The following is a 12,803-nucleotide window of genomic DNA, read 5'->3' on the forward strand; positions in this document are numbered from 1 at the left end:
TACGGCGCACGGGCCTAATTGCCCGGCCCTGGAGGTCGCCCATTTCTTCGCGGCGGCCTGTCCATAGGGGCCTATATGAAGACCATCACCATTTGCGCCGCCACGGCGCTGTTCGTGTTTCCGGCCGCCGCATCGGCGCAGACCGCCGAGACCGCGCCGCCGCCGCCCGTGACCGTCAGCGGGTCGGCCGCGATCGTCTCCGACTATCGGCTGCGCGGCATTTCGCAGTCGGACGAGCATATGGCGGTGCAGGCCGGTATCACGGCGACCCATGAGAGCGGTGCCTATGTCGGCACCTGGGCGTCGAACCTGGCGGGGTGGGGCACCTTCGGCGGCGCGAACATGGAGCTGGACCTGATCGGCGGGTACAAGACCAGGATCAGCCCGACCGGCACGCTCGACGTCGGGCTGACCTGGTACATGTATCCGGGCGGCGCGAACAGGACCGACTATGCCGAACCCTTCGCCAAGCTGTCGGGCACGACCGGCCCGCTCTCGCTGACTGCCGGTGTCGCCTATGCGCCCAAGCAGCAGGCGATCGGCAAATGGTATGACAACGGCGCCAGTGCTGCGGCGGGTGTCTATGACCATCCGGGCGCCAAGAGCGACAATCTGTATCTCTGGGGCGACGGTGCGGCGGCGATCCATGGCACGCCGATCACCGCCAAGGCGCATATCGGCCATAGCTGGGGCATGGACGGCCTCGGCCCCAACGCCACCGCGCCGACGCCGACCGGCGATTATTGGGACTGGTCGCTGGGCGCAGACACGACGTGGCGCAACCTGACGCTGGGGCTGGCCTGGGTCGACACCGACATTTCCGACCGCAAGGCCGCTTATCTGCGGCCGAGCTTCAGCAAGGGGCAGGACGGCACCGGCAATATCGCGGGCAGCACCTTCCTGGCCACCCTCACCGCTGCCTTCTGAGGAGCCGCACTATGGACGATCTGATCTGGTTGCTGGTCATGGCCGGGCTGATGGCGGCGACGCTCGCCTATGCCCGCCTGTGCGACCACGCGTGAGGAGGGCCGGAGCCATGACCCTCGACCTCTGGCTGACGGCGCTGACCGCGCTGGGCCTTCTCGTCTATCTGGTGGCGGTGCTGATCCGCCCCGAACGCTTCTGAAGGAGGCGGCATCATGACGCTTCAAGGATGGGCCCTGATATTGGGCTTCGTCGCGATCCTGCTCGCGCTGACCAAGCCGGTCGGCGCGTGGCTGTTCGCGCTCTATGAAGGGCGGCGCACGCCCCTGCATGTCGTGCTCGGTCCGGTCGAGCGCGGCTTCTACGCGCTGTCGGGCATCGACCCGGAGGCGCAGCAGGGCTGGCGCCGCTATGCGCTGCACATGCTGATCTTCAACGTCGCGTTGATGGTCTTCACCTATGCGGTGCTGCGCCTGCAATTCTACCTGCCGGGCAATCCGCAGGGGCTGGCCGGGCTGACTCCGCATCTGGCGTTCAACACCGCCATCAGCTTCACCACCAACACCAACTGGCAAAGCTATGCGGGTGAGGCGACCATGTCGAACCTGTCCCAGATGCTCGGCCTGACCATCCACAATTTCCTGTCGGCGGCGACCGGCATCGCGCTGGCCTTTGCGCTGTTCCGCGGCTTTGCGGGGCGCGAGACGAAGAATCTGGGCAATTTCTGGGCCGATGTGACGCGGATCACCCTGTATCTGCTGCTGCCGGTCAGCTTCGTCTATGCGGTCTTCCTGATCGCCAGCGGCGTGCCGCAGACCATGGCGGGCGTCGTCAATATCGACACGCTGGAGGGCGTGCGCCAGTCGATCCTGCTCGGTCCGGTGGCCAGCCAGGAAGCGATCAAGATGCTCGGCACCAATGGCGGTGGCTTCTTCAATGCCAACTCGGCGCATCCGTTCGAGAACCCGACCGCGCTCACCAATTTCGTCCAGATGCTGTCGATCTTCGTCATCGGCTTCGGCCTGACCTGGTGCTTCGGCAAGGCGGTCGGCAATACGCGGCAGGGCTGGGCGATCCTCGCCGCGATGGTCCTGCTGTTCCTGGGCGGTGCGACCGTGGCCTATTGGGCGGAAGCGGCGGGCAACCCCGTGCTGCACCAGCTGGGCGTGGCGGGCGGCAATATGGAGGGCAAGGAGGTCCGCTTCGGCGTCGCGGCCTCGGCGCTGTTCGCGGCCGTCACCACGGCGGCGTCGTGCGGCGCGGTCAATGCGATGCATGACAGCTTTACCGCACTTGGCGGCATGATCCCGCTGTTCAACATGCAACTGGGCGAGGTCGTGATCGGCGGCGTCGGTGCGGGCATTTACGGCTTCCTGCTGTTCGCCATCCTGGCGGTGTTCGTCGCAGGGCTGATGGTCGGCCGTACGCCCGAATATGTCGGCAAGAAGATCGAAGCCCGAGAGGTCAAACTCGCCGTCCTCGCCATCGCCGTCCTGCCGCTGTTCATCCTGGGGATGACCGCCTTGTCCTGCGTCACGCAGGCGGGGCTGGCCGGGCCGCTCAACAAGGGGCCGCATGGGTTCGGCGAGATCCTCTATGCCTTCACCAGCGCGGTGGCGAACAACGGCTCGGCCTTTGCCGGTCTGACCGCCGCGACCCCCTGGTATGACGGCCTGCTGGGCGTCGCCATGTGGGTGGGCCGCTTCTTCATCATCGTGCCGATGCTCGCCATTGCCGGGAGCCTCGCCGCGAAGAAGCATGTCCCCGCCTCGGCCGGGTCCTTCCCGACCACGGGTGTGCTGTGGATCGGTCTGCTCGTCGGCATCGTGCTGGTGCTGGGCGGCCTGACCTTCCTGCCGAGCCTCGCCCTTGGTCCCATCGCCGATCATCTCGCGATGATCCGCGGTCAACTCTTCTGATCGGGAGCGCCATTCATGGCCCATTCCCCTACCAAGAGCCTGTTCACCGCCGAGCTCGTGCTCCCGGCGATCAAGGCCTCGTTCGTCAAACTCAACCCCCGCGAGCTGATCCGCAACCCGGTGATGTTCGTGACCGCGGTGGTCGCCGCCCTCCTGACCGTGCTGCTCGTCGTCGGGCATGACGGGCTGACCACCGGGTTCAAGCTGCAACTGGTCGTCTGGCTGTGGCTGACCGTGCTGTTCGGCACCTTCGCCGAGGCGCTGGCCGAAGGGCGCGGTAAGGCGCAGGCCGCGTCCCTGCGCGCCGCCAAGGCCGAGCTGACCGCCAAGCGGCTGACGAGCGCTGGCCATGAATGGGAGAATGTCCCCGCCAGCGCGCTGAAGATCGGCGACGTGGTGCTGGTCGAGACCGGCGACCTGATCCCCTCGGACGGCGAGGTCGTCGCGGGCGTGGCCAGCGTCAACGAAGCCGCCATCACCGGCGAGAGCGCGCCCGTCATCCGCGAGGCAGGCGGCGACCGCTCGGCGGTGACGGCGGGTACCCGCGTCATCTCGGACGAGATCCGCGTCAAGGTGACGGTCAATCCGGGCCAGGGTTTCCTCGACCGCATGATCGCGCTGGTCGAGGGCGCCGAGCGTCAGAAGACCCCTAACGAGGTGGCGCTGACCATATTGCTCGTCGGCCTGACGATCATCTTCCTGATCGCGGTCGGTACCATTCCGGGCTTCGCGTCCTTTGCGGGCGGCAGCATCCCGGTGGCGATCCTGGCCGCTCTGCTCATCACCCTGATCCCGACGACCATCGCGGCCTTGCTGTCTGCGATCGGCATTGCGGGCATGGACCGGCTGGTCCGCTTCAACGTGCTCGCCAAGTCGGGCCGCGCGGTCGAGGCGGCGGGCGATGTCGATGTGCTGCTGCTCGACAAGACGGGGACCATCACCATCGGCGACCGTCAGGCGAGCGAGTTCCGTGCCGTCGGCGGCTCGGACGTCGATGCACTGGCCGAGGCGGCGCTGATGGCCAGCCTGGCCGACGAAACGCCCGAGGGCCGCTCCATCGTCGTGCTGGCACGCGAGCAGTTCAAGGTGTCGATCGCCAACCTGCCTGCCGATGCCGAGATCATCCCCTTCACCGCCCAGACCCGTATCTCGGGCGTGAGGATCGGCGACCGGCTGATCCAGAAGGGCGCGGTCGACTCGATCCTGCGTGCCCATCCGGGCGTGGGCGAGACGGCGGCGGCGACCCAGCTGCGCCGCATCACCGACGAGATCGCGCGCGCCGGTGGTACGCCCTTGGCGGTGGCCGAGAACGGCCGCCTGCTCGGCGCCATCTTCCTGAAGGACGTGGTCAAGGCGGGCATCCGCGAACGCTTCGGCGAACTGCGCCGCATGGGCATCCGCACGGTGATGATCACCGGCGACAATCCCCTGACCGCCGCCGCGATCGCCGCCGAGGCGGGCGTGGACGACTTCCTCGCCCAGGCGACGCCCGAGGACAAGCTGGCGCTGATCCGCAAGGAACAGCAGGGCGGCAAGCTGGTCGCGATGTGCGGCGACGGCACCAACGACGCGCCCGCGCTCGCCCAGGCGGATGTCGGCGTCGCGATGAACACCGGCACCCAGGCCGCACGCGAGGCGGGCAACATGGTCGACCTCGACAGCGACCCGACCAAGCTGATCGAGGTCGTCGGCCTCGGCAAGCAGTTGCTGATGACGCGCGGCGCGCTGACAACCTTCTCGGTCGCCAATGACGTGGCGAAGTATTTCGCGATCATCCCGGCGATGTTCGTGGCGCTCTATCCCGGCCTCGGCGTGCTGAACGTCATGGGTCTGGCGACGCCGCAATCGGCAATCCTCAGCGCCATCATCTTCAACGCGCTCATCATCCCGCTGCTCGTGCCGCTGGCGCTGAAGGGCGTCGCCTATAGGCCGATGGGGGCGGGGCCGCTGCTGGCGCGCAACCTCGCCATCTATGGCCTGGGCGGCCTGATCGCGCCGTTCGTCGGCATCAAGATCATCGACCTCGTGGTCGGTGGCCTGGGACTGGCGTGAGCTGAGGGCAAAAGCCCCTCCCCTTCAGGGGAGGGGTTGGGGTGGGGCCTTTCCCCAAGCGTTTCGTTTGCGGCGGCGCCCCACCCCCTACCCCTCCCCTGAAGGGGAGGGGCTTGAGGAAGGAAATATCATGAATACCGACATCACCTCCGCATTACGGCCCGCGATCGTCATGACGATCCTGTTCGCGGTCCTGCTCGGATTGGTCTATCCTCTGGCGATGACCGGCATCGGACAGACGATCTTCCCGCATCAGGCGAATGGCAGTTTGGTGCAGGTCGGGGGGCGCGTAATCGGCTCCGAAGTCGTTGGGCAGGCGTTCGTCAGCGACCGCTATTTCCAGACGCGACCCTCGGCGGCGGGCAAGGGCTATGACGGGTTGGCCTCGTCGGGCTCGAACCTGGGGCCGACGTCGCAGGCGCTGGCCGACCGGGTGAAGGCGGATGTCGCCAAGCGTCGGGCCGAAGGCGTGATGGGCGACGTGCCCGCCGACCTCGTCACCGCCAGCGGATCGGGGCTCGACCCCGATCTGTCGCCCGAAGCCGCACTGGCGCAGGCCGCCCGCATCGCCCGCGTCCGTGGCCTGGGCGTCGAGCGGGTCCGCGCGCTGGTCGTCGCCAGGACCGAGGGCTCGGTGCTGGGCGACCCCCATGTCAACGTCCTCGCCCTCAACCGCGCGCTGGACGCAACGCCCGCGCGATGACGGGAGGCGAGCCGCGCCCCGACCCCGATGCCCTGCTGCGCGCCGCCGAGCGCGAGGGGCGCGGCCGCCTGAAGATCTTCCTGGGCGCGGCTCCCGGCGTCGGCAAGACGTTCGAGATGCTCTCCGAGGGCGCGGCACGACGCCGCGACGGCGTCGATGTCGTCGTCGCGGTGGTCGAGACGCACGGCCGGGTCGAGACCGAAGCGCTGGTGCGCGGCCAGGAGGTCATGCCCCGCCGCGCCGTCCCCTATGAAGGGCGGACGCTGCACGAGATGGACCTCGACGCGGTTCTCGCCCGCGCGCCGCGTCTCGCGCTGGTCGACGAACTGGCGCACACCAATGCGCCGGGCAGCCGCCACCCCAAACGCTATCAGGATGTCGAGGAACTGCTGGCGGCAGGGATCGACGTCTATTCGACGGTCAATATCCAGCACGTCGAGAGCCTGAACGACGTCGTCGCCAGCTTCACCCGCGTCCGGGTGCGCGAGACGGTGCCCGACCGCATCCTGGAGGCCGCCGAGATCGAGGTGGTCGACATCCCCCCCGACGAGCTGATCGAGCGGTTGAAGGCGGGCAAGGTCTATCTGCCGCAGGAAGCGACGCGGGCGCTGTCGCATTTCTTTTCCAAGTCGAACCTGTCGGCCTTGCGCGAACTGGCGCTCAGGCGGGCGGCGCAGGCGGTCGATGCGCAGATGCTCGACCATGTCCGCGGCCTTGGCGTCGGCGGGCAATGGGCGGCGGGCGAGCGGCTGGTCGTCGCGGTCAGCGAATTGCCCGGCGCCGACGAACTGGTCCGCGCCGCCAAGCGCGCGGCCGATGCGCTCCGCGCGCCCTGGACCGCCCTGTTCATCGACACCCCGCGCACCGCGACGCTGGGCGAGGCGCAGCACCGGCGGCTGGCCGCGACCATGACGCTGGCGACGCAGCTGGGCGCGGCGGTTGCCACCGTGCCCGCCCCCAGCGTGGTCGAAGGCATCCGCGCCTTCCTTGCCGATGCCCGCGCCACCCAGCTGGTCGTCGGCAAGGCCAAGCGGTCGCGCTGGTTCGAGCTGCGCCACGGCTCGGTGGTCGACCGGCTGGTGCGCGAGACGCCGGGCGTCACCGTCCATGTCCTGCCGGTCGGCGAGGTCCCGGTCGCGCGCGAGCGGACTCGGCGGCGCGGGCAATGGGGATCGCCCACCGGCTATGGCCTGACGCTGCTCGGCGTGGCCTTGGTGACGGGCTTGGCGAGCGCGCTGTTCCATATCCTCAACCTGGGCAATGTCGCGCTTCTCTATCTGCTGCCCGTCATGGCGGCGGCGAGCCTTTACGGCCTGCGCACCGGGTTGTTCGCGGGGCTGGCGTCGAGCCTCGCCTATAACTTCTTCTTCCTGCCACCGGTCGGCACGCTGAGCGTCAGCAATCCCGAGAATGTCATTTCGATCTTCGTCCTGCTGGGCGTCGCGGTCGCGACCAGTCAGCTGACCTCGCGCGTGCGGGCGCAGGCCGACCTCGCGGCGAGCAGCGCGCGCGACAATGCGACGCTGGCGGGCTTCCTCCATCGGCTCAGCGGCCTCGCCGATCCGGCCGAGGCGGCGCGCGTGATCTGCGAGGATATCGCGCGGCTGTTCGAGGTGCAGGCCGTCCTGCTCACCCCGTCGCCCGCCGGGCTGGCGGTACAGGCGGCGACCAAGCCCGATTACCGGCTGGAGACGATGGAGATGGCCGCCGCGCACTGGGCCTTCGACACCGGTACGCCGGCGGGCAAGGGGTCGGCGACGCTGGCCGCGTCCGAATGGCTGTTCCAGCCGCTCAAGGCGGGCAACCGGACGCTCGCGGTCCTCGGGCTGGCGCGTGAGGCGGGGGGCGAGCCGGTGCGCGCCGACCGCCTGCCGCTGCTGACGGGCCTGATCGACCAGGCCGCGTTGATCCTCGAACGGTTGCGACTGGAGGCGGAGGTGCGCGATGTCGATGCGGTGCGCACCCGCGACCGGCTGCGGGCGGCGCTGCTCTCCTCGGTCAGCCATGATCTGCGCACGCCGCTGACCGCGGTGATGGCCGCCGCCGCGCAGTTGCGGCAGGGCGCGACGCCCGATCTGATCGCGACCATCGAGGGAGAGGCGGCGCGGCTCAATCGCTTCGTCGCTAATCTGCTCGACATGGCCCGCGTCGAGGCGGGGGCCCTGAAGCTGAAGATCGAGGCGATCGACCTGAGCGATGCGGTGACGGGCGCGGCGCATGACGCCCGCCGCGCGCTGGAGGGCCATGCGGTGCGGCTCGACGTGCCGCCCGACCTGCCGCTGGTCCGCGCCGATCCGCAGTTGCTGCATCACTGCCTGCTCAACCTGCTCGACAATGCCGGGCGCTATGGCGATCCGGGGACCGAGATCGTGATCGAGGGGCGGCACCGCCACGGCAGCTTGCGCCTGTCGGTCCTCGACCATGGTCCCGGGCTGCCGCCGGGCCGCGAAGCCGAGGTGTTCGAGACGTTCCGGCGGCTGGAGGGATCGGACCGGGTGGCGGGCGGCACCGGCCTGGGCCTCGCCATCGTCAAGGCCTTTGCGGAGGCGATGGGTCTGGGCGTAGAGGCGGGCAATCGCGACGATGAAAGCGGTGCGGCCTTCGCCCTGGTCTTTCCGCGCGACCTGATCATGCGCGACGGCGCGCCGGAGGGAATGGCCTGATGCCCGCGACGATATTGGTGGTGGACGACGAAGTCGCGATCCGTCGCCTGCTGCGCAACACGCTGGAACAGGCGGGGCACAAGGTTATCGAGGCGCGCGACGGCCGCGACGCGCTGGCACGCGCGGCGGCCGAGCATCCCGATGCGGTGCTGCTGGACCTGGGCTTGCCCGATCGCGACGGGCTGGGCCTGATCCCGCTGCTTCGTGCGGCCGAGCGGGTGGTGCTGGTCGTCTCGGCGCGCGACGTGACCGAGGAGAAGGTCGCCGCGCTCGACCTGGGTGCGGACGATTATGTCACCAAGCCGTTCGACAGCGAGGAACTGCTCGCCCGCCTGCGGGTCGCGCTGCGCCATGCGCGTGCGGCGGAGGCGGCACCGAGCGTGGTGCGGACCGGCGACCTGGCGATCGATCTCGACCGGCGCATGGTGACGCGCGGGGGCGAGGAACAGCATCTGACCCGCAAGGAATATGACGTGCTGGCGGTGCTGGCGCGCCATCCCGGCCGGGTGGTGACGCATGACAAGATCATCGACGCCGCCTGGGGCGGGGACGAGGATCCGCGTATCGATTACTTACGCATCGTCGTGCGCAATCTGCGCCAGAAGCTGGAAGCACCGCAACCGGTGGGGAGCGTCATCGCGAACGAGCTCGGCGTGGGATATCGGTTGCGGGTCGAAGGGTAAGAACGCCCTGTTCCCCGGCGAAGGCCGGGGCCCAGTTTCTACGAACAGCGTGGCGCGCCAGCCGATGCGGGGAGGCTATAGCGACCACATCGTTGATGCCTCCCCCGCATCGCCTCGCGCGCCATCGGCCACATCGTAATTGGGCCCCGGCCTACGCCGGGGAACGGATTTCAACCCAGCTTCTCACCCGCCCGCAGCGTCAGCACTTCCACCCCGGTCTTCGTCACCGCGACGGTATGTTCGAACTGCGCCGACAGCTTCCCGTCATCGGTCACGACCGTCCAGCCATCCTCGCCGGTCGACACCTTGTGCCTCCCCTGGTTGATCATCGGCTCGATGGTGAAGGTCATGCCTTCGCGCAGCACCGCGCCGGTTCCCGGCCGTCCGAAGTGCAGCACATTGGGTTCCTCGTGCATCTCGCGCCCGATGCCATGGCCGCAATAGTCGCGCACCACCGAATAGCCGTTCGCCTTGGCATGTTTCTCGATCGCCGCGCCGACATCGCCCAGCCGTGCGCCGGGGCGGACTTGGCGGATGCCCTTCCACATCGCCTCCTGCGCGACGCGGACCAGCCGCCTCGCGCCGGGCGCGACGTCACCGACCATATAGGTCTTGCTGGAATCGGCGATGAAGCCGTTCTTCTCCAGCGTGATATCCAGATTGACGATGTCGCCGTCGCGGATCACGTCGTCGGCGCTCGGCACGCCGTGGCACACCACCTGGTTGATCGAGCTGTTGAGCACATAGGCAAAGCCATATTGCCCCTTGCTCGCGGGCCGGGCCGACAGGTCGTGGGTGATGAAATGCTCGACCCGGTCGTTGATCGCCAGCGTCGACATGCCCGCCAGCGTCAGCCCGTCGAGCATCTCGAACACCTGGGCGAGCAGCCGTCCCGACACGCGCATCAGCGCCAGCTCGTCCGCCGTCTTGACCATGTCAGGCGACCATCGGCTGGGGCAGGGCGGCATCGGCGGCGGCCATCTGCGCCTTCACGATGTCATGGAAGCTGAGCGTCGGATTGGCCTCGGCCAGCATGCCCATCTTCATCCAGAATTCGGCCTGTGCGTTGATCGAGCGGCACATGACCGTGCTCGCGCGGCGGACCTCTTCATGGAGGTGATCGTCGATTTTGACTATGCCCATATACGAAGCATATATGGTTCATATATTGCTGACGCAACCGCGTTCAGTAGCGCGCGGTCGGGCGGCTGAGGACGAAGCCCGCACAGCCCGCCATCACCACCCCGACCAGCAGCGCCAGCGGCCAGTGCGGGGCCGCCGTCAGCCAGAACAGGCCATAGCCCAGCGCCATGCCGCCGCACGCCATGGCCTTGCCCTTGACCCCGATCGCGCCGTCCCGTCGCCAGGCCCGCAAGGTCGGTCCGAAGCGCGGATGATCGAGTAGCCACGCCTCCAGCCGGGGCGACGATCGTGCGAAGCATCCCGCCGCCAGGATCAGGAAGATCGTCGTCGGCATCAGCGGCAGGATCGCCCCGATCACGCCGAGGGCGACGAACAGCAATCCCAGGATAAGCCAGCCGAGCCGTATCATGGGTGATGCGTAGCGGGGTGCGACGATGGGGGGAAGGGGACCCGCGCCCGTGACATGGCCTGGCGCGAAGCCATCCCGCAGGCGGGACGGGCCGGGGGAGGGCAGGCCGCAAAGCCCGCCCCGTCCATTATTCGCCCGCCACGCCCAGCTGCGATAGCATGAATGCCTGCCACTCGGCATTCTGGCGGATACGCTCGAACCGCCCCGACTTGCCGCCATGCCCGGCCTCCATATTCACCCGGAACAGCAGCGGGTTGGCATCGGTCTTCGTCGCGCGCAGCTTGGCGACCCATTTGGCGGGTTCGTAATATTGCACCTGGCTGTCCCACAGCCCGGTGCCGACATAGAGCGCCGGATAGGCCTTGGCCGCCACATTGTCATAGGGCGAATAGCTGAGCATATAATCATAATAGGGCTTGTTCGCCGGATTGCCCCACTCGTCATATTCGAAGGTCGTCAGCGGGATCGAGGCGTCGAGCATCGTCGTCACCACGTCGACAAAGGGCACCTGTGCGATGATGACCTTGTAATCCTGCGGCGCCATGTTCGCGACCCCGCCCATCAGCAGCCCGCCCGCACTGCCACCCATCGCCGCGACCCGGCCGGGCGCGGCATATTTCTGCGCCACGAGATAGCGGGTGACGTCGATGAAGTCGGTGAAGCTGTTCTTCTTGTTCAGCAGATGGCCGTCATCATACCATCCGCGCCCCATTTCCTGCCCGCCCCGGATATGCGCGATGGCATAGACCACGCCGCGATCGAGCAGCCCGATCCGCCCCGGATCGACCCCCGGATCGGTCGAATTGCCATAGCTGCCATAGGCGTATTGGAAGAGCGGTGCAGTGCCGTCGCGCTTCACGTCGCGGCGATAGACCAGCGAGACGGGCACGCGCGTTCCGTCGCGGGCCGGGGCCCAGACGCGTTCGGTGACGTAGCGGCTGGGATCATAGCCGGGCACCGGCGTCACCTTGAGCGTCCGGCGCTCGCCGGTGCGGGCATTGACCTCAAAGGTGGTGGTCGGCGTGACCAGCGAGCCATAGGTATAGCGGACCCAGGGCGTATCCGGCTCCTCGTTGGTCGACAGGCTCATGCGATAGGCGGGTTCGTCCGCCTTGACCGGGATCGACTTGCCCGCATCGGTCAGCAGGCGGATCATCCGGTTGCCGCCCTCGCGCTGGTCGATCGCGACGAACCCCTGGAACGGCTTGAAATCTTCGATGAACACGGTGTCGCTGCCGGGCACCAGATCGCGCCAGGCGGCGACCCCCTTGGCCATGTCGGCATCGGCCAGCGTCACGAGCTTGTAGTTCTTGGCCCCGCGATTGGTGCGGATGATCCAGCGATGGCCCAGATGGTCGGGGCTGTAGCGGAACTCGCGCTCGCGCGGGGCGATGACGGTGAAGCGGGTCGGCGCGGTCGCCGGTGCGCAGCGTTGCTCGTCGCTGACCGTGCTCTGGACGCCGATGCAGATATAGCGATCGTCGGTCGTCCGGCCGATGCCCATTTGGAAGGTGTCGTCCTTCTCCTCATAGAGCATGTGGTCGTCGCCGACCGGCGTGCCCAGCCGATGCGCCATGACCCGATAGCCGCGCAGCGTCACCGGGTCCTTGGCGATATAGAGGATGGTGCGGTTGTCATCGGCCCAGACGATGTTGGGCTCGATATTGGTCACGGTGTCGGCAAGGATGCGGCCGGTCGCGATATCCTTGACCTTCAACACATATTGCCGCCGCCCGACCGTATCCTCGGCCCAGGCGACCATCTTGTTGTCCGGGCTGACCGACCAGTCGGACAGTGAGAAGAAATTGTGGCCCTTCGCCATGGCGGGCTGGTCGAAGAGAAGGGTGGCGGGGGCGCTCTGACTGCCCTGCCGACGCTCGATCAGCGGATAGTCGGCGCCGGTGACGAAGCGCGAGGAATACCAATAGCCGTTCTTCCGATACGGGACGCTGCTGTCATCCTGTTTGATATGCGCGACCGTCTCGTCATAGAGCCGGGTCTGGAGCGGCTTGAGCCCGGCCAGCTGCGCATCGGCATAGGCGTTTTCGGCGTTGAGATAGGCGAGCATCTCCGGATTCTTGCGGGTGTCGTCGCGCAGCCAGTAATAATCATCCTCGCGCGCGCCGTTGGGCGAGGGCACCTGATAGGGCTTTTTCGCGGCGACGGGCGGGCGGACCGGAGCCTCCTGCGCCGCGGCCGGGATCGCCAGTGCGACCAGGCTTGCCGCCGCCATCCAACGCATCGTCATTCGCTTCCCCCCGATCGATCCATGGGGGGCAGGATGGCGGGGCCTGCGCGCCGGTGCAA

The 12,803-nt window shown here is 67.9% G+C and carries 11 protein-coding genes; 7 read left to right on the forward strand and 4 right to left on the reverse strand.

Annotated features, from left to right (window positions below):
* Positions 1 to 75 precede the first annotated feature (75 nt).
* The 7 genes from QE385_RS17950 to QE385_RS17980 all read left to right on the forward strand — a co-directional run bounded on the left by QE385_RS17950 (position 76) and on the right by QE385_RS17980 (position 8,944).
* A complete protein-coding gene (locus tag QE385_RS17950) occupies positions 76 to 927 on the forward strand; it encodes a TorF family putative porin (protein ID WP_307104193.1) in 852 nt (283 codons plus the stop codon).
* A 109-nt stretch (positions 928 to 1,036) separates the two neighbouring features.
* Positions 1,037 to 1,126 (forward strand): K(+)-transporting ATPase subunit F, encoded by a 90-nt coding sequence (kdpF, locus tag QE385_RS17955; RefSeq protein ID WP_307104195.1) that lies wholly within the window; start codon positions 1,037 to 1,039, stop codon positions 1,124 to 1,126.
* Positions 1,127 to 1,139: 13 nt separating this feature from the next.
* Positions 1,140 to 2,843, forward strand: coding sequence for a potassium-transporting ATPase subunit KdpA (kdpA, locus tag QE385_RS17960; protein ID WP_307104197.1), 1,704 nt, complete (start codon positions 1,140 to 1,142; stop codon positions 2,841 to 2,843).
* 15 nt (positions 2,844 to 2,858) lie between these two features.
* A complete protein-coding gene (gene kdpB, locus QE385_RS17965; protein ID WP_307104199.1) occupies positions 2,859 to 4,895 on the forward strand; it encodes a potassium-transporting ATPase subunit KdpB in 2,037 nt (678 codons plus the stop codon).
* A gap of 130 nt (positions 4,896 to 5,025) precedes the next feature.
* A complete protein-coding gene (gene kdpC, locus QE385_RS17970) occupies positions 5,026 to 5,598 on the forward strand; it encodes a potassium-transporting ATPase subunit KdpC (protein ID WP_307104201.1) in 573 nt (190 codons plus the stop codon).
* The gene (locus QE385_RS17975) at positions 5,595 to 8,261 is read left to right on the forward strand and encodes a sensor histidine kinase KdpD (protein ID WP_307104202.1); all 2,667 of its coding nucleotides are present in this window, start codon (positions 5,595 to 5,597) and stop codon (positions 8,259 to 8,261) included. Before kdpC ends, QE385_RS17975 begins: the two co-directional genes overlap by 4 nt.
* Positions 8,261 to 8,944, forward strand: a complete 684-nt coding sequence (locus QE385_RS17980) for a response regulator transcription factor (protein WP_307104204.1) — start codon at positions 8,261 to 8,263, stop codon at positions 8,942 to 8,944. The genes QE385_RS17975 and QE385_RS17980 overlap by 1 nt, the downstream gene beginning before the upstream one ends.
* Positions 8,945 to 9,114: 170 nt before the next feature.
* On the opposite strand, the gene map is transcribed toward QE385_RS17980, so the two are convergent.
* The 4 genes from map to QE385_RS18000 all read right to left on the reverse strand — a co-directional run bounded on the left by map (position 9,115) and on the right by QE385_RS18000 (position 12,744).
* Positions 9,115 to 9,879, reverse strand: a complete 765-nt coding sequence (map, locus tag QE385_RS17985; RefSeq protein WP_307104207.1) for a type I methionyl aminopeptidase — start codon at positions 9,877 to 9,879, stop codon at positions 9,115 to 9,117.
* A 1-nt stretch (position 9,880) separates the two neighbouring features.
* Positions 9,881 to 10,087, reverse strand: coding sequence for a ParD-like family protein (locus QE385_RS17990; RefSeq protein WP_307104209.1), 207 nt, complete (start codon positions 10,085 to 10,087; stop codon positions 9,881 to 9,883).
* Between the two features lie 43 nt (positions 10,088 to 10,130).
* Positions 10,131 to 10,496 (reverse strand): YbaN family protein, encoded by a 366-nt coding sequence (locus QE385_RS17995; protein ID WP_307104212.1) that lies wholly within the window; start codon positions 10,494 to 10,496, stop codon positions 10,131 to 10,133.
* Between the two features lie 127 nt (positions 10,497 to 10,623).
* Positions 10,624 to 12,744 carry a S9 family peptidase gene (locus QE385_RS18000; RefSeq protein WP_307104214.1) on the reverse strand — a complete coding sequence of 707 codons (2,121 nt, stop codon included), beginning with the start codon at positions 12,742 to 12,744 and terminating at the stop codon, positions 10,624 to 10,626.
* Positions 12,745 to 12,803: the final 59 nt, after the last annotated feature.

Origin of the sequence: Sphingomonas sp. SORGH_AS_0950 (assembly GCF_030818415.1) — a bacterium.
Classification (GTDB): domain Bacteria; phylum Pseudomonadota; class Alphaproteobacteria; order Sphingomonadales; family Sphingomonadaceae; genus Sphingomonas.

Coding starts and splice junctions, on each gene's coding strand:
- QE385_RS17975 (WP_307104202.1), top strand. CDS start 5,595: ATGACGGGAGGCGAGCCGCGCCCCGACCCCGATGCCCTGCTGCGCGCC.
- kdpA (WP_307104197.1), top strand. CDS start 1,140: ATGACGCTTCAAGGATGGGCCCTGATATTGGGCTTCGTCGCGATCCTG.
- kdpC (WP_307104201.1), top strand. CDS start 5,026: ATGAATACCGACATCACCTCCGCATTACGGCCCGCGATCGTCATGACG.
- QE385_RS17950 (WP_307104193.1), top strand. CDS start 76: ATGAAGACCATCACCATTTGCGCCGCCACGGCGCTGTTCGTGTTTCCG.
- QE385_RS17990 (WP_307104209.1), bottom strand. CDS start 10,087: ATGGGCATAGTCAAAATCGACGATCACCTCCATGAAGAGGTCCGCCGC.
- QE385_RS18000 (WP_307104214.1), bottom strand. CDS start 12,744: ATGACGATGCGTTGGATGGCGGCGGCAAGCCTGGTCGCACTGGCGATC.
- kdpF (WP_307104195.1), top strand. CDS start 1,037: ATGACCCTCGACCTCTGGCTGACGGCGCTGACCGCGCTGGGCCTTCTC.
- QE385_RS17980 (WP_307104204.1), top strand. CDS start 8,261: ATGCCCGCGACGATATTGGTGGTGGACGACGAAGTCGCGATCCGTCGC.
- kdpB (WP_307104199.1), top strand. CDS start 2,859: ATGGCCCATTCCCCTACCAAGAGCCTGTTCACCGCCGAGCTCGTGCTC.
- QE385_RS17995 (WP_307104212.1), bottom strand. CDS start 10,496: ATGATACGGCTCGGCTGGCTTATCCTGGGATTGCTGTTCGTCGCCCTC.
- map (WP_307104207.1), bottom strand. CDS start 9,879: ATGGTCAAGACGGCGGACGAGCTGGCGCTGATGCGCGTGTCGGGACGG.